The sequence below is a fragment of the Amycolatopsis sp. NPDC033938 genome (genome assembly GCF_055575975.1).
The window spans coordinates 141924-157599 of record NZ_JBVIRO010000014.1; the positions used below are offsets into that span (position 1 = coordinate 141924).

Consider the following 15676-nt stretch of genomic DNA (forward strand, 5'->3'; position numbering starts at 1 on the left):
CCCTACGCCGCAGGCCTTCACGGACCGTGCCCGTAAACCGGTGGCGGCACCTGCGTACCCTGGTCACCGATGTCTGAGAACAAGTCGCCGCAGGCCAGGCCTGCGCAGCTGGACGGCCGGAACCCTTGGGTGCTCGACACCCGTGAACTCGGCCGTCACGCCGGCCTGAGCAAGGCCGTCCACCGCGCCATCCCCGTCGAGACCGCACTCGGGGTGCCCGACGTCATCACCATCGACGCCGGCTCCAACCTGGAACTCGACCTGATTCTCGAGTCCGTCGTCGAGGGTGTGCTCGTCAGCGGCACGGCGTCCGCCGTCGCGACGGGGCACTGCTCGCGGTGCCTCGACCCGATCACCGAGGACGTCGAGGTCGACCTGACCGAGCTCTTCGCCTACCCCGGCTCCGCGACCGAGGAGACCACCGACGAGGACGAGATCCCTCGCCTGGTGGACGACCGGATCGACCTCGAGCCGACGGTGCGCGACGCGGTGGTGCTCGCGCTGCCGCTGGCCCCGTTGTGCACCGAGGACTGCCAGGGTCTGTGCATCGAATGCGGCGTCAAGTGGGCCGATCTCGAGCCCGGTCACGGGCATGAGAAGATAGACCCTCGGTGGGCCGCGCTGGTCGATCGTTTCGAGGACGAAACGGGCGATGACCAGGCTGATGGCCCCGGAAAGCAAGCCTGACGAGCACCAGCTCGTTCCGGAGAAGCAAGTTCGCTCGCGACCGCGGGCAGACCGTCTGAAGGAGATCTACTCGTGGCCGTCCCGAAGCGGAAGATGTCGCGATCCAACACCCGCGCGCGCCGCAGCCAGTGGAAGGCGGCTCCGGTGCAGCTGGTGCCCTGCTCCAACCGCGCCTGCAAGCAGCCGAAGCTCCAGCACATCGCGTGCCCGGCCTGCGGCCAGCACAACGGTCGCCAGGTCGTCGAGCCCGCCTGATCGGCGGCTGACGACATGGGGGGCAAGTCGGCCGGTGGACCGCCCGCCGACCCCGCACCGTTGCTCGAAGCGCTCGGGATCACCATCGAACCCGAGCTGTTGAAGCTGTCGCTGACCCACCGTTCTTATGCCTATGAGAACGGTGGGTTACCGCCGAACGAGCGTCTGGAATTCCTCGGCGACGCGGTGCTGGGGATGGTCGTCACCGACCATCTCTACAACACCCATCCCGACTTGGCCGAGGGGCAGCTCGCGAAGCTCCGTGCCAGCGTGGTCAACATGCACGCACTGGCCCGGGTCGCGCGCGGCCTCGGTGAAGGCGGGCTGGGTAAGCACCTGTTGCTGGGCAAGGGCGAAGAGCTCACCGGCGGCCGGGACAAGGCGAGCATCCTCGCCGACGGTCTCGAAGCCGTCATCGGCGCCGCGTACCAGCAGCACGGCATCGACACCGCACGCCAGCTCGTGCACCACCTGTTCGACGGCCTGCTCGCCGAAGCACCGCTGCGTGGTGCCGGTCTGGACTGGAAGACCAGTCTCCAGGAGCTGACGGCGTCGGCCGGGCTCGGTGTACCCGAGTACAAGGTCGAGGACACCGGTCCCGATCACCGCAAGGAGTTCAGCGCCACCGTGCTCGTCGGCGGGCGTGAACTCGGCTACGGCTCGGGGACGACGAAAAAGGAAGCCGAGCAGAAGGCCGCCGAGACGGCCTGGCGTGAGCTTTCGGCCGAACTCGACATCGAGCAGCCGCCGAAAACGACCTGAATCCGCCCTCCCTCGTGAGTGGTAATGACGGTTCCCACCACCATTACCACTCACGAGGGCCGGTGGGAGAATCGACGTCATGCCCGAACTCCCCGAGGTCGAGGTGGTCCGCGCCGGACTGGAGGCGCATGTCTCCGGTCGGACGATCACCGAGGTCGAAGTCCTGCACGCCCGTGCGATCCGCCGTCACGAACTCGGCGCCGAGGACTTCACCGGACGGCTTTCCGGTACCAAGATCGTCGCCGCGCGCCGTCGCGGCAAATACCTTTGGCTCGATCTTTCGGACGGCCAGGCCATGCTCGCCCACCTCGGGATGAGCGGCCAGATGCTCGTCCAACCCGATGACGCGCCCGACGAGAAGCACCTTCGCGTGCGTTTTCGCTTCGCCGACAACGGTCCGGAGCTGCGCTTCGTCGACCAGCGGACCTTCGGCGGTCTCGCCCTCGCGGAACTCACCGAGGTCGACGGGACCGCGCTGCCGAGCACCATCGCGCATATCGCCCGCGACCCGATGGACCCGCGGTTCGACCTCGACCAGGCCGTCCGCGCGCTGCGGTCGCGGCGGACCGAGATCAAACGCGCCCTGCTCGACCAGACCCTCGTCTCCGGTATCGGCAACATCTACGCGGACGAAGCCCTCTGGCGGTCGAAGCTTCATTGGGCCCGCCCGACCGACAGGCTCACCGCTGCACAGGGCCGGACGGTCCTCACCGCCGCCAGCGAGGTGATGGCCGCCGCGCTCGTCGCGGGCGGGACGTCGTTCGACGCGCTGTACGTCAACATCAACGGCCAGTCCGGGTACTTCGACCGTTCTCTCGACGCCTACGGCCAAGAAGGCCTGCCCTGCGGCCGATGCGGGACGCCGATCCGGCGCGATCCCTTCATGAACCGTTCGTCCTTTTCGTGCCCGCGATGCCAGCCGCGTCCGCGCTTGAGGTGAAAACTGTCGTGTACGGCGCGGGTGCCGCGTCAACTAGCATGAACGGGCACGACATGTAGGGAGTGGGATGGTGGCCGCGACCGAGCCCGGCAAGACGACGCTCGCCGAAAAGATCGACAAGCTGTTCCAGATCGTGCTGAGACCCGATCGCGAGCCGTACAGTCACGAAGAGGTCGCCAAGGCCTGCCGAGAGGCCACCGGCGAGAGCTTTTCGACGACCTACCTGTGGCAGTTGCGCACCGGACGCCGCGACAACCCCACGAAACGCCATCTCGAGGCGCTGGCCCAGTTCTTCGGTGTCTCTCCGGCGTATTTCTTTGACGACGAGCAGAGCGCCAAGATCGCCGAGGAACTCGCGCTTCTCGGCGCCCTGCGTGACGCCGGCGTCCGCGACGTCGCGCTGCGCGCCGTAACACTTTCCCCCGATGGACTCGACACCATCAGCGACATGATCGACGCGATCGCCCGCAGGGAATCCGGACGGGGCGGCACGAAGAGGGAGGCGTGAAGTGGACCGCCGCCGTAAGGAGTTGTGGCGCCGCTGCCGGAGTCTCGCCGACGGCGTCTCCCTTCCCGAACCCTTCGACGCCGAGGCCTTCATCGCCGAACTCGCCGCCGAACGCGGACGGCCGATCGAGTTGATGCAGGTCAACGTCCCCTCCAGCGGCCCGTGCGGGCTCTTGATGAGCACCGAGCGCGCGGACTACATCCTCTACCCGACCAACACCACCGCCCTGCACCGGCGGCATATCCTGCTGCACGAGGTCGGCCATCTGCTGTGCGGCCACGTCGGCTCCGACTCCGGCACCGACGGCATCGCGCTCGACGCCGCCGCCAGCAAGGCCCTCATGCCGAACCTGTCGCCCGAACTCGTCCGCCGTGTCCTCGGCCGCACGAGCTACAGCGCCGTCGAGGAACAAGAGGCCGAACTGCTCGCCAGCCTGCTGGCACAACGGGTCGCCAGGACGGCGGTGCGCGGTACGGCGCCTATCGACGAGAGCGGAAGCGACCTCGCCGGCGGGATGGCCAGGGTCGACAACCTCTTCGGCAGCCGGAAGCGACGCCTGCCGTGACCGAGACCATCGCGTACTTCTGTTGCGTGGTGGCCTTCGCGGGCTTCGGTTACAAGCTGATCCAGGCTCGCCATACCCAGCCGCTGCGGCGGATGTGGTTCCTCAGCGGCTTCGGGATGTGCATCGCGGGCGGGATCATGCTGCTCACCCCGGCCATGGAGAACGCCGTCGGTATCGAGGAGCCCATCGGCAGCCTGCTCAACCTCGCGGCCGACCTGCTCAAGATCGGCGCGATGGGCTTCGCGGTCGCGTTCGCGCATTCGCTGAAACTGGGGGAGGGCAAGCGGATCGGCTGGCACGCGGTGCTCTCCTGGGTCGTGGTCGTCGCGGAGACCGCGCTCTTCTTCTTGTCCGACAGCTATCGCGTCGGCGAGCACACCGCCGCCGGGCCGGGCAGGCTCGGCTGGTTCGTCGCGTACAACGTGCTCTTTCTCCTTTACGGACTGATCAGCCTGCTGACCTTCTCGATCGTCTTCGCCCGTTTCGCCCGCCACGCCGATCCTGGGCCGCTTCGCGTCGGGCTGTGGTTGCTCGTCGGTGGCGGGGTCGCCGCGCTGGGCTGGACCTTCTGGGACGTCGACGACATCTACATCCTCGCCACCACCGGTGAGGTGAACGCCGGTGAGGAAACGGTTTCGTCGATCCTGGCGGCGCTGAGCGTCGGGCTCGCCGGGGCGGGCGCGACGCTCAGCGTGTGGGGGCCGGCGCTGGCGACGCCGTTCCGCCTGCTCGGCACGTACCGGACCTACCGCCGGATCGAGCCACTGTGGACGGCGATGCGGGAAGCCGTCCCGGGAATCGCGCTGGACCCTGGTCCCGGTATGCCGGGCGGCGTCGAATTCGCCTTGTACCGCAGGGTCATCGAGATCCGGGACGGCCACCTCGCGTTGCGCCCGTACTTCGATCCGGACGTGCCACCGGTCGCGGAAGCCGAGGCTCGCAAGGCGAAGATCCCCGAAGCCCGTGTCCCCGCGACGATCGAGGCCGCGGCGTTGGCCGCCGCGCTCGTCGCCGCTGAGACAGGCCGCCGGTACGCCCCCGACGACGTTCCGGCGACCTATCTCGACGAGCCCGACATCGCCACCGAAGCTGCCTGGCTGGTCGAGGTCACGCACGCCTGGCGACGGTCCACTGTGGTCGGACGGATCCGCGAACGGGCGCGGGAGACCGCGGCCTAGGCCACGATCGAGAGGACGGCTGCCGCCGCCGAGATCAGCGCGAGCCAGAGCGGCGGGGCGACGTCCTTGATCCCGTCGCCCGCCCGCAGATGCGAGATCGCCGCCCCGATCAGCAACCCGGCCAGCCCGATCGCGGCGGCGATCCCGGCGGGCGGCCAGAACAGCCCGGCCACCAGCCCCGCCGCGGCGGCGACCTCCAGCGCCCCGATCCCCTGGATCGCCCGGACGGAGAAGCCGAGCCTCTTGGTCCGGGCGACCACCGACGGCTGACGCAGGACCTTCGCCACCCCCAGCACGGCGAAGAGCGCCGCCAGCATCGTCGAAAGCACCACGGAAGCCACGGCCATGACAGAACTCCTTGGTGTGGAAGGGCTTTCCTGGCCTGGTCAGACGGTGACGCGGCGCATGGTGGCGAATCCGCCGACGGCCGCGACACCGACCAGCAGTGCGAGCACCCCGGTCATCCCACCCACGGTCAGCGTGCTGAAGAACGTGCCGATCTTCGACCAGGAATCGGTCCAGCTGAGCACCAGCACCCCGCCCAGCAGCACCAGTACCTGCGCGGCGGAGAACAGGACGACGCCCAAGACCGCCGCACGGCGGTAGATCAGGCCGTACCACATGCCGTAGACGAACATCAGCGTCAGCAACACGAACGACGTGAGCAGCGTGAGGTACCAGGAGCCGTTGAGCAGCCAGGGGACCCGGAAGTAGTGGAGGCCGAGCCCCCAGCCGCCGGTGCCCTCCTCGATCGCCTGGAACACGGCGATCCCCACCGAGTACAGCGCGGACAACCCGATGATCAGCAGGATGGTGCCCAGGTAGTACGACCGCCTCGATACGCCCAGCGCCAGCCCGAACGGCAGCGATTTCGTCATGCTCAACGCACCGCAGACGAGCATGAACACATACAGCGTCGCCAGGCCGCCCGAGTAGTTCGCTTCGGGAGTATCGGGCAGCAGCCCGAAAATGGCGAGGTTGACCCCGAAGGCGAACAACGTGACGCCGACCGGGAGGACCACGAACTGGAGCCGGTCCACCAGGTGATAACGCGCGACCTTGATCAGGATGTTCATGCGGACGCCTCCTCGGCGATCTGCCCGTTGGAGGTGTGCACCATCAATTGCTGCAGTGACAACGGTTCCAGCTTCAGATGCAAGGCCTGTGCCCGTGCCTTCGCCGCGGCGTCGAGCGCGTCGGCGACGGTGACCGAAGCCCGCGAACCGATCTTGCGGCGGTGCAGTACCCGGCGTCCGGCGACGAAGTCCTCCACCGCCGTCGCCGGGCCGCTGACCGTGGCGGCGGTACCGCGCAGGTCGTCGGCGGGCGCGTCGAGCACGACGCGGCCCTTGTCGATCATCACGACGTGCTCCAGCAGATCGGCCACCTCGTCGATCAGATGCGTGGAGAGCAGCACCGTGCGCGGATGAGTCGAATAGTCGTCGAGCAAGCGGTCGTAGAACAACTGCCGCGCGACGGCGTCGAGGCCCGCGTACGGCTCGTCGAGCAGCGTGAGTTCCGCGCGTGCCGCCAGCCCGATGGTGATCGACAGTGCCGAGCGCATACCCCGCGAGAGCTTCTTGATCGGCCGCTTCGTCGGCAGATCGAAGTCGCGGAGCAGGGTGTCGGCCAGTTCGGCGTCCCAGTTCGGGTAGAACCACGACGCCGCCGCGAGGGCGTGGCGCACCTTGAAGTCCGGGAACTGCTGGTCCTCGCGGACGAGCACCAGGCGCTGGAGCACCCGTTCGTTCTCCACCGGGCTTTCGCCGAACACGCGGACGGTGCCCGCGCTGGCGAACTCCTGCGCGGTGACGATGCGCAGGAACGTGCTCTTGCCCGCGCCGTTACGGCCGAGCAGTCCGGTGATCTTGCCTTCTTCGATGTCGACCGTCACGTCGCCGAGTGCGAGGTGATCGCCGTAACGCCGGGTCAGGCCGCTCGTGGAAATGGTCGGCGTCATGCGGCGGGTCCTCCGTTCCGGTGTCCGTTCCCGCGGATGAGCGAGATCAGGGTTTCGTCGTCGATGCCGAGGCGCCTCGCCTCGACGAGCATCGGGTCGAGATACTGCTCGGCGAATCGTTTCCGCCGGTCGGTGAGCAGCTTCTCCCGTGCTCCGGCGGCGACGAACATCCCGATGCCACGCCGTTTTTCGAGCAGGCCGTCATCGGCGAGCACGTTGATTCCCTTGGCCGCCGTCGCCGGATTGATCCGGTAGAAGGCGGCGAGTTCATTGGTTGACGGCACGCGTTCCCCCTCGGCCAGGCTTCCCTCGGCGATGTCGTCGGCGATCTGTTCGGCGATCTGCACGAACAGGGGTGTTCCTTCGTCGAGCACGACACCTCCGTCCCCAGAGTCGTGCACCCGGTGCCGGGTGCGGTGGTTCATTACTGGACTAAGTAACCCATGAACCACCCGATGGGCGCAAGTCGTTTCTGCCGTGCGCACTACTGTGCACTGCGTGGTACCTTCTGTTGCGTAAGACTGGGAGGGACGCGACTGTGGAGATCAGTCAGCTACTTAAAGGCGTGCTGGACCTCGCCGTTCTCGCGGTACTTCGCGGAGAGGACGGCTACGGCTATGACGTGCTCCGAAGACTTCGCGTCGCGGGGTTGCAGGAAGTCGGCGACGCTTCGGTGTACGGGACGCTCCGGCGGCTGTACAAGGCAGGCCTGCTGACGTCGTACGTGGTGCCGAGTGAAGAAGGCCCGCACCGCAAGTACTACAGCCTCAACGAACCGGGTCGCCAACGGCTCGAAGAGTCGGGGCAGACCTGGCGGAGTTTCGCCACGACAATGAACAGCCTGTTGGGAGAGGCAGCATGAGCGAGCAGAATCCGACCGCCGTGCGGGTGTATCTGGCGAGGGTCAGGAGCGCGCTCGCCGACCTGCCCGAGAGCGAAGTCGAGGAGATCCTCGAAGACGTCCGCCCCCATCTCGCGGAGATGGAGGCGGAACTGGGGGACAACGCCCGAGTCGAGGCCCTGATCGAGCGGCTGGGCAGCCCCGAGAGCTACGCCGCCGAACTGCGGGCGTCCGGTGGCTACCCGCCGCGTCCCGCCGAAGCGGGCGACAAGACCACCATGCTGACAGCGAAGACCGGGATCGGCGGAGCGCGTTTCGCGTTCTGGGGCCTGGTGTTCTCGGTCGGCGGATTCGCGCTTTTCGGTTTCGCGGCCGCGGTGTGGGTCCGGGTGGAACCGTTGCTGGGCCTGCTTTTCGTGGCACCCGTGTTCGCGATCAGCGTCGCCTACGTGGTGCGTAAGGGGGTCGGTCCGATCGCGGAACTGCCCGAGGTCGGCAAGCTCCGCGAGTTCGGGACGTCGTTCCAGTCCGCTCGCGACGGTAAGACGCTGTCCTTCCTGCGCTCGCTCAAGCCGGCGTGGTGGGTGCTGTGCGCGGCCGTGCTGGTCGTGTTCGGCCTGCTGCTCGTGCTGCGTGACACCGAGGCCGTGCTGTTGCTGCCGCTGCTCGTCGTCGCCGCGGCCGCGGCGGTATGGGCGGGGCCGAAGGTGAAGGGCGACCGGCGGCTGCTGTGGTTGGTCGTGCCGGTCTCGGCGTTCGTCATCGGCAGCATGCTCGGCGGCGCGGGCGCCGCGGTCGACCTGATCGCGAAACGGTCTTACGGCAGCGGTTCGGCGTATGGCGGCTACACGCCGAACTACAACGACACGTACGGCAATCCGCAGCTGATGTACGGCAGCCAGAGCGTGGAGAACATCTACGCGTTCGACGGCGAGGGCAAGCCGCTGGCCGAAATCTACCTCTACGACGAGGAGGGCCGCCCGCTCAGCACCACCCGGTACGCCTGCGAGAAGAGCACGGGCGAGAAGCGGAAGGTCGGCGACGACAACCGCTATCCGCGTCCCCGGGTCGAACGGGGTGTCCAGGACGACGAGGGAAACCTCAACGGCTACAACGGTTATCGCGGCTATTGCCAGGAGAAGACCGACGTCCCGTTCAGCGCGGCGATCCCGAAGGGCGCGCCGATGCCGCCGTCTTCGGCCGTGCCGCCGTCGAACTCCACCCAGCCGACACGCTAGGTGGCCCGGGTGGAGGCGACCGTCGGGGGCGCCTCCACCCGATTCTCGAACCGGTGCGTGTAACGAGAATCGAACCGGCCGGAAACCTGGCCCGCATATCGCGGTGTTCCACTGGCCGGGTGACCGTGCTGACCGGTATGGAGGGGGACGACCTCGCCCCGCGCAAAAAGGTCGTCCACGGCTACGAACGCGCTTACCGAATGGCCGGACGCGGGCCCGCCGTGTTGTTCGTCCACGGGATCGGCGACGATTCTTCGACCTGGCTCGATGTGCTGGCCACGCTGTCCGGGGAATTCACCGTCATCGCCCCGGATCTCCTCGGGCACGGGGAATCGGCCAAACCGAGGGCGGACTATTCGGTCGCCGCGTACGCGTGCGGAATGCGCGACCTGCTTTCCGTGCTCGGCGTCGACAAAGTCACCGTCGTCGGGCATTCGCTCGGCGGCGGGGTCGCGATGCAATTCGCCTACCAGTTTCCGGAGCGGTGCGAACGGCTGGTGCTGGTCGGCTCCGGCGGGATCGGTCCGGGAGTCCATCCTCTGCTGAGGCTGGCGGCCGCGCCGGGCGCGGGTTTCCTGCTCCCGGTGGTCGGTTCCGCGCCGGTCCGGCTCGGCCTTCGCGCCTTTCGCGGGCTGCTGCGGCAGGCGGGCGGCTTCGGACTGGGCGAGGATCTCGACTACGTGCTCGGCAAGTACGTGCGGTTGGTGGAGGCGACCACGCGGCAGGCGTTCCTGCGCACGCTCCGGTCGGTCGTCGACTGGCGTGGCCAGGTGGTCAACCTGCTCGACCGGTGCTACCTCACCGCGGGCATCCCGGTGATGCTCGTCTGGGGCACCGAAGACCATGTCGTGCCGAGCGAGCACGCCGCCGTCGCGCATTCGGCCATGCCGGGCAGCAAGCTGGTGATCTTCGAGGGGGCGGGTCACTTCCCGTACTTGACGGACCCCGTGCGCTTTCTGGCCGAGCTGCGGGAGTTCCTCACCGCGACCGAGCCGGCGAGTTACGACTCCGGGCAGTGGCGCAAGCTGTTGCGGACGGGGAGCGCGTCACCGGATCTTCCGGACCGCACGGAACTGGACCGTTCGGCGATCCCCAGCGGAACGTGAGCCACCGGGTCGTGAGTGGTAATGACGGTTAGAGCGAACCCTCTCTTAGGTACCTACTGGTGGCCTGTGGCCTTGCTGGCGTGAGGTACATGATGGCCCCCTTCCTTGCGCTAGGCGCAAGGAAGGGGGCCATCATGTACTGGGGAAGGTGTGAAGGTCGAGTTTCCTCGGCTGAGCCGAGGGAAGGGGTCCTTCACGCGCAGCTGTTGTGACTGGTGGTGCTGCTGAGGCTCGTGATGGTCGTCCGCGACGGGTGAGGGGAACTTTGAGGGACTCTGGGTCCCTCAAGGAGTCCTTCACGGCCCGGCCGTCACCAGACCCACCCGCCGCAGGTACCTGAAACACCCTTGGCCAGAACCCGAATCGCCACTCACGACCCGCCTAGGACGGAACGGCCTCCGGCGGCGGGAAGGCGTAGAAGCGCACGGAAAGTTCCTGCTCACCCGCCGCCGGGCGGCGACGGCGTTGGCAGTACCGGTTGATCAGCTCGCGGTATTCGGCGTCCAGTTCACGGAATTCCTCTTCGGTCAGCCGCGTCGAAGTCCGCTGAGCCGTCGCCCACGGGCCGAACTCGTCGCGATGCGACGCGGCCCAGGACAGCAGTGCGACCTCGTTCTCGTACTTCGCGTCGAGGAACGCGGTGACCCGCTCCCGGTCCTCGCCGTGGTAGTCCTCCGGCTTCGGCTCGCGGAGGTCCTGCGGGAGCGAGACCCACTGCCCTTTCCGGTCACGACGCACGAAACCGTTGTCCTGCAAGGTTTTCAGACATTCGGCGACTTCCGCTCGCTTGAGTCCGGCGTTCCGCGCCACCTGGTCGGCGGTGGCGGGAAGTTCGCGCGTCACCAGCTGGTATCGCGGGTCTTCCCGTATCTCGATGTCGCGCAAGGTCACCGTCCGCTGAGGCATCGCCGTGCTCAACAGCCGCCGGGCGGCGAGGGCCAGGACGACGGCGACCGGGATCTCGACGAAAGCCGCGAGCGCGACACTGGCCCATCGCTCGTCCGACGTCCAGCCGAGCATGACGTCGAACCACGCGTCGCAGCACAACAGCGCGGCCGTGGCCGACAGCAGCGGGACGGCCGCCCGGCGGCGGCGCAGCCCGAGCCAGGCACCGGCCGCGAAGCAGAGCAGGAGGGCGACGTCGAATCCGACCCAGGCCGCGCGCCATTGGCCGGTGTCGTACCGGTCGGGCAGCGTATGCGCGAGGTAGACGGTCCAGGGCACGAGGCAGACCGCCGCCCCCGCGAGGAGGGCAAGGAGAATCCGTCGGATCATGATCACGACGTTAGGAGCGGGCACCGCCGCCGACATCCGGGATTCTCCCTGGTTCTCCCGAGGGAAGGCTTGAGTCTCCCCCCACTGGAGCCTTTACCGTCGCTGCCATGACGATCACCGTTCTGGACACCTACCCGGCGATGCACGAGATCCTGCGCGCGCCGCGGGCCGACCGCCCCGCGCTGCTCAAGGCCATGGTCGAACCCGCCGCTGGCATGTATCGCTACTTCCCCGGCGAGGTGGACCTCGTCGCGATGCACGCGATGAGTTCCGGCTTCCCGCTCGACCGTGACGAAGGGCGCTGCCTCGAAGCCCTCGACGCCCTGCACGAAGCCGACGCCTGGAACCGCGTCCAGCGAGCACTCGACGACGCCGTCACCGCACAGCTCGCGGCGACCCCGGAGCTCGCGGTACCGGACATCACCGTCCTCACCGTGCTCGGTGATCCCGGCGACACGCATTTCATGGGGCCGAACCTGGGGATGTCGGCCAACGGCAGCGTGTCCGGCTACATCTATCTCACCTTCTGGCCGTACCCGGAGAACTTGGCGCGGTTGGAGGCGACGGCGGTGCACGAGCTGAACCACAATCTCCGCTACAGCCCCGGCGGGGTGATCTGGGATCCGGCGACGGTCACCGTCGGCGAGCAGATCGTGTCCGAAGGGCTGGCCGATGCCTTCGCTCGCCAGTTGTACGGCGACGAACTCGGCTATGCCCGCATCGGCGTGCCGCATCTGCACGACGACGCGGTGTTCGCGAAGGTCGTCTCCGGGCTGGAGATCACCGGCATGCAGAACTTCACGGCCTGGGTACACGGCGACGAGACCGCCGCCCGCTACGGCGGCACACCGGTCGGTCTCCCCACCGGTGCCGGTTACGCCGTGGGTAACCGGCTCGTCGACGCCTACCTGGCCGCGACCGGCCGCACTGCCGCGGAGGCCCTGCTGACGGACCGCCGCGAAGTCATCGACACCGCGCTCGCCAAGCTCTCCTAGGACTCGTGGCGCCTCGACCGGATCGCGAGCACCACCAGCGCGCCACCGAGAAGCAGCAGGAACACGCCGGAGACGAGCAGGCCACGGAGTTCGCCGCCGGTCGAGGCCAGCGGGCCGCTGTCGGACGGCCCGCCACCCGGCGTGGTCGCGATCGGCTGTCCCGGGGTGGTACTGGTCGTCACGCCGGGACCCGGGGTCGTGCTCGAAGTACTGCTGGTGGTCGGCGAAGTACTGCTGTTGCCGGTCGTGGTGGTCCGTGACGTGCTGCTGGACGACGTGCTGCTCGTGGGCACACTGCTCGACGTCGTGGTGGTGCCGCTGGAGGTGCTCGTCGGGTTCGACGACGTGGTGGTGGCACTGGTCGAACTGCTTGTCGTCGCCGAGCTGGTGGTCGTCGAGCTGCTGGTCGTCGTCGGGCTGGTCGTCGTCGGGCTGGTTGTCGTCGTGCTGGAGGACGAAGACGTCGAGCTGCTCGGCGTCGTGGTCGGCGCGGTGCCGCAGTCGGGCAGGTCGCCGGTGAACGGGTAGGCGTGGAACTCCTGCCCGCCACCACCGGTCGCCTCCGAGGTGTGGACCAGCGTCCCCGTGGTGAAGAAGCGGCCGTTCATCCCGGAGGCGGTGACCGTCGCGGTGCTTCCCGGTTCGCCGATCAGCACGCTTCCCTGGAACTGGGCGCCGCCCGCGATCTTCACCTTGGTGGCGTCCGGGAAGTTCCACAGGAGCCGCTCGCGCAGTTTGTTCAGCGGGTCCCGGTCGTCGAGGTCGCCGGTGTAGGTGTTGATCGTCCGTTCCGGCCCCACCATGTTGACCAGGATCGTCGCCCCGGCCGGAATTCCGGTGAACTCGATGCCCTGCATGCCGCCGGTACGGCCGACCAGGTCGAAGTCCACGGTGAACACCTGCAAGGCGGATTTCCCGTCCCCGGTGAACAAAGTGCGGTAGCCCTCGTTGCGCGCGGTGCCCGTGGCAGGGCGGGGTGTGGAGTTCTCGCGTGCGTAGCACTTGCTCGCCACGCGAAGATCCTCGCGCAGCCCCGAATACGGTTTCGCCGCGTCAGGGTCCTTTTCGAGTTTGCCGGTCACCGTCCCGGTGACCGTTCCCGCGTGCCGGACCACACCGCCATCGGCGAGCAACCGCTGTCCCGCCGCGATGCTCACGTCCCCGCCGGTCGTCAGGAAATCCGCCCCGTCCGGTGGCGGGACCCGTGAGCCGACACCGGCGATGCCGACGTTGTACGCGGCGGACGCGCCCGCTCGTTTCGCCATGTCGAAATCACCGAGGACGACGACCCGGCCTTCGGCTTCCGCCGCCGCTTCGCGAACCTGGAATTCGCCGCCGACGTAAACGTTGATCCCGTTGTCCCGCCCGGCGTAGTCCTTGTTGTTCACCGGAGGGTACGTGCCGGGACAGGCGGGTCCGACGCACGGTCCCAGCCCGCCCGGCAACGGGGCGGCGACCGCCCCATCGGTGACGACAAGGGCCGCCACGCACACCGCCGCGGCGGCACCGGCAGAAATCGAGGCGAACCGCCTTGCACGCATGGGGCCGATTCTTGTGCCCGCCGACCGGGTGAACACAATCGAAATGCGGAAATACCCCCGACCGGGCGAGGCGGGTAACCCACCCCCATTCGTGTTCGTCCAGTGTTGTCCAGAGGACGAAATTCCTGGTGGGACGCGAAAACCCTAGAGTCACGCCGGTGGACGCCGAAGTGGACAGACGCACCGGCTCGGTGGAGGTACTCGCGGGCCTGCTCGTTCTCGTTCTGCTCGTCCGCGGTCCGCTCGACGACCTCCTCGGAACGCCTGCCGTGCAGACCTGGGCGACGGTCTTCGTTTCGGTCGTGCTCCAGGCCGTGCCGTTCCTCGTCTTCGGCGTGACCCTTTCCGCCGCGATCGCGGTCTTCGTCCCGCGCGAGTTCTTCGTGAAAGCCCTCCCGAAACATCCGGCGCTCGCGGTTCCGGCGGCCGCGGCGACCGGAATGGTGTTGCCGGGGTGCGAATGCGGTTCGGTCCCGGTCGCGGGCGCGCTGGTACGCAAGGGGATCACGCCCGCGGCGGCACTGGCGTTCCTGCTCGCCGCCCCGGCGTTGAACCCGGTCGTGCTGGCCGCCACGGCGATCGCGTTCCCGGATCGGCCGTCGATGGTCTTGGCCAGGGCGGCGGCGAGCCTCGCCGCCTCGGTCCTCATGGGCTGGCTGTGGCTCGGCCTCGGCCGGACAGAATGGATCAAACTGCCCGAACACTCCCACGGTGCCACGCGGTGGCGGGCGTTCGCCGGAGCGGCGGGACACGACCTGGTGCACGCGGGCGGTTTCCTGGTCGTCGGCGCGCTGGCGGCCGCGACGCTCAACGTGCTGATCCCCGGCCGCTGGCTCCAGGCCGTCGCGGACGACCCGGTCCTCAGCGTGCTCGCGCTCTCCCTGCTGGCGGTCCTGTTGTCGATCTGCTCCGAGGCGGACGCCTTCGTCGCCGCGTCGCTGACCCAGTTCTCCTTCACCGCCCGCCTGGCGTTCCTGGTGGTCGGGCCGATGGTGGACCTGAAGCTGTTCGCCATGCAGGCCGGAACCTTCGGCAGGCGGTTCGCCGTCCGGTTCGCCCCAGCCACGTTCGTCGTCGCGCTCGGCTGCGCGGCCGTGACCGCCGCGGTGCTCTGGTGAACCGCACCGCGGCGACCGTCGTGCTGCTCCTGCTGGGCGTGGCCGTGGTCAAGGTGTGCCTGACCGGCCAATACCTGCGTTACGTCAAGGAAGGGCTGTGGCCGTTCCTGCTCGCGTCCGGTGTCGTCGTGCTGGTCCTGGCGGTCACGAACCGCCATCGCCACCCGAAGGTGGCGTGGCTGCTCCCGCTGCCTGTCCTGGCGCTGCTGCTGGTCTCGCCGCAACCGCTCGGCAGCTACGCCGCGGGCAACGCGGGCACGGCGCTGACCCGCTCCGACGAATACCCGCCATTGCCCGACGGCGACCCGGTACGGGTGACCGTCCTCGACTACGCCTCGCGCGCGGTGTACGACGAGGGCCGTTCCCTCGGATCGAGACGGGTGACGCTCACGGGTTTCACCGCCACCGGCCCGGACGGCGGATCGCTGCTGGTCCGGATGATCCTGACCTGCTGCGCCGCGGACGGGCGTCCGGTCAAGATCGGCCTGGACGGCCGCGTCCCGGCCGAACCCGACACCTGGATCGAGGTCACCGGCACGTTCCGGACGGGTTCCGTGGTGGACGCCGTCAACGGCGAACGCATCCCGTTCCTGAAGGTGGAAACCGTCACGCCGGTCGCCGCGCCCGAACGCCCTTACGAATAGCGGGGTCGTGAGTGGCGACGGTCCTCGCGCGTGGTCCCCATGTGGATCAGCACCCCGGTGAAC

General features: G+C 68.3%; 19 protein-coding genes. 13 read left to right on the forward strand and 6 right to left on the reverse strand.

Annotated features, from left to right (window positions below; translation table 11 throughout):
* Positions 1–69: 69 nt before the first annotated feature.
* The 7 genes from ACZ5ZX_RS29725 (at position 70) to ACZ5ZX_RS29755 (ending at position 4895) form a co-directional block, all read left to right on the forward strand.
* Positions 70–687, forward strand: coding sequence for a YceD family protein (locus ACZ5ZX_RS29725; protein ID WP_465505282.1), 618 nt, complete (start codon positions 70–72; stop codon positions 685–687).
* Positions 688–759: 72 nt separating this feature from the next.
* Positions 760–942 (forward strand): 50S ribosomal protein L32, encoded by a 183-nt coding sequence (gene rpmF / locus ACZ5ZX_RS29730; RefSeq protein WP_005160412.1) that lies wholly within the window; start codon positions 760–762, stop codon positions 940–942.
* 15 nt (positions 943–957) lie between these two features.
* Complete coding sequence (gene rnc / locus ACZ5ZX_RS29735; RefSeq protein WP_465505283.1) at positions 958–1704, forward strand: ribonuclease III; 747 nt, start codon at positions 958–960, stop codon at positions 1702–1704.
* Between the two features lie 79 nt (positions 1705–1783).
* Positions 1784–2644, forward strand: a complete 861-nt coding sequence (mutM, locus tag ACZ5ZX_RS29740; RefSeq protein WP_465505284.1) for a bifunctional DNA-formamidopyrimidine glycosylase/DNA-(apurinic or apyrimidinic site) lyase — start codon at positions 1784–1786, stop codon at positions 2642–2644.
* 67 nt (positions 2645–2711) lie between these two features.
* Complete coding sequence (locus ACZ5ZX_RS29745) at positions 2712–3152, forward strand: helix-turn-helix domain-containing protein (protein WP_037311474.1); 441 nt, start codon at positions 2712–2714, stop codon at positions 3150–3152.
* A gap of 1 nt (position 3153) precedes the next feature.
* Complete coding sequence (locus tag ACZ5ZX_RS29750; protein WP_465505285.1) at positions 3154–3717, forward strand: hypothetical protein; 564 nt, start codon at positions 3154–3156, stop codon at positions 3715–3717.
* A complete protein-coding gene (locus ACZ5ZX_RS29755; RefSeq protein ID WP_465505286.1) occupies positions 3714–4895 on the forward strand; it encodes an MAB_1171c family putative transporter in 1182 nt (393 codons plus the stop codon). Before ACZ5ZX_RS29750 ends, ACZ5ZX_RS29755 begins: the two co-directional genes overlap by 4 nt.
* Here ACZ5ZX_RS29755 and ACZ5ZX_RS29760 read toward each other — a convergent pair.
* From ACZ5ZX_RS29760 to ACZ5ZX_RS29775, 4 genes are read right to left on the reverse strand one after another with little or no spacing between them, the layout of a single operon-like run.
* Positions 4892–5242 (reverse strand): DoxX family protein, encoded by a 351-nt coding sequence (locus ACZ5ZX_RS29760; RefSeq protein WP_465505287.1) that lies wholly within the window; start codon positions 5240–5242, stop codon positions 4892–4894. The two genes, ACZ5ZX_RS29755 and ACZ5ZX_RS29760, sit on opposite strands and share 4 nt — an antisense overlap.
* Before the next feature lie 39 nt (positions 5243–5281).
* Positions 5282–5971: an ABC transporter permease gene (locus ACZ5ZX_RS29765; RefSeq protein WP_465505288.1), complete on the reverse strand. Its 690-nt coding sequence runs from the start codon at positions 5969–5971 to the stop codon at positions 5282–5284.
* Positions 5968–6855, reverse strand: a complete 888-nt coding sequence (locus ACZ5ZX_RS29770; RefSeq protein ID WP_465505289.1) for an ABC transporter ATP-binding protein — start codon at positions 6853–6855, stop codon at positions 5968–5970. The genes ACZ5ZX_RS29765 and ACZ5ZX_RS29770 overlap by 4 nt, the downstream gene beginning before the upstream one ends.
* On the reverse strand, positions 6852–7229 hold the full coding sequence (locus ACZ5ZX_RS29775; RefSeq protein ID WP_465505290.1) for a GntR family transcriptional regulator: 378 nt from the start codon (positions 7227–7229) through the stop codon (positions 6852–6854). Before ACZ5ZX_RS29775 ends, ACZ5ZX_RS29770 begins: the two co-directional genes overlap by 4 nt.
* Positions 7230–7393: 164 nt before the next feature.
* Between ACZ5ZX_RS29775 and ACZ5ZX_RS29780 the strand changes: the two genes are divergently transcribed.
* The 3 genes from ACZ5ZX_RS29780 (at position 7394) to ACZ5ZX_RS29790 (ending at position 10040) form a co-directional block, all read left to right on the forward strand.
* Positions 7394–7717 carry a PadR family transcriptional regulator gene (locus ACZ5ZX_RS29780; RefSeq protein ID WP_465460982.1) on the forward strand — a complete coding sequence of 108 codons (324 nt, stop codon included), beginning with the start codon at positions 7394–7396 and terminating at the stop codon, positions 7715–7717.
* Complete coding sequence (locus tag ACZ5ZX_RS29785) at positions 7714–8934, forward strand: DUF1700 domain-containing protein (RefSeq protein ID WP_465505291.1); 1221 nt, start codon at positions 7714–7716, stop codon at positions 8932–8934. The genes ACZ5ZX_RS29780 and ACZ5ZX_RS29785 overlap by 4 nt, the downstream gene beginning before the upstream one ends.
* Before the next feature lie 137 nt (positions 8935–9071).
* Positions 9072–10040, forward strand: coding sequence for an alpha/beta fold hydrolase (locus tag ACZ5ZX_RS29790; RefSeq protein WP_465505370.1), 969 nt, complete (start codon positions 9072–9074; stop codon positions 10038–10040).
* Positions 10041–10421: 381 nt separating this feature from the next.
* Here ACZ5ZX_RS29790 and ACZ5ZX_RS29795 read toward each other — a convergent pair whose 3' ends face one another.
* Positions 10422–11315, reverse strand: a complete 894-nt coding sequence (locus ACZ5ZX_RS29795; protein ID WP_465505292.1) for a helix-turn-helix domain-containing protein — start codon at positions 11313–11315, stop codon at positions 10422–10424.
* A gap of 107 nt (positions 11316–11422) precedes the next feature.
* On the opposite strand from ACZ5ZX_RS29795, the gene ACZ5ZX_RS29800 reads away from it, so the two are divergent.
* On the forward strand, positions 11423–12310 hold the full coding sequence (locus tag ACZ5ZX_RS29800; protein ID WP_465505293.1) for a DUF2268 domain-containing putative Zn-dependent protease: 888 nt from the start codon (positions 11423–11425) through the stop codon (positions 12308–12310).
* Here ACZ5ZX_RS29800 and ACZ5ZX_RS29805 read toward each other — a convergent pair.
* Positions 12307–13851, reverse strand: coding sequence for a choice-of-anchor A family protein (locus tag ACZ5ZX_RS29805; RefSeq protein WP_465505294.1), 1545 nt, complete (start codon positions 13849–13851; stop codon positions 12307–12309). The two genes, ACZ5ZX_RS29800 and ACZ5ZX_RS29805, sit on opposite strands and share 4 nt — an antisense overlap.
* A 158-nt stretch (positions 13852–14009) precedes the next feature.
* On the opposite strand from ACZ5ZX_RS29805, the gene ACZ5ZX_RS29810 reads away from it, so the two are divergent.
* Together ACZ5ZX_RS29810 and ACZ5ZX_RS29815 are read left to right on the forward strand one after the other, a co-directional pair.
* Positions 14010–14969: a permease gene (locus ACZ5ZX_RS29810; RefSeq protein WP_465505295.1), complete on the forward strand. Its 960-nt coding sequence runs from the start codon at positions 14010–14012 to the stop codon at positions 14967–14969.
* Entirely contained in the window at positions 14966–15613 is a 648-nt protein-coding gene (locus ACZ5ZX_RS29815; protein ID WP_465505296.1) for a TIGR03943 family putative permease subunit, read from the forward strand. The genes ACZ5ZX_RS29810 and ACZ5ZX_RS29815 overlap by 4 nt, the downstream gene beginning before the upstream one ends.
* Positions 15614–15676: the final 63 nt, after the last annotated feature.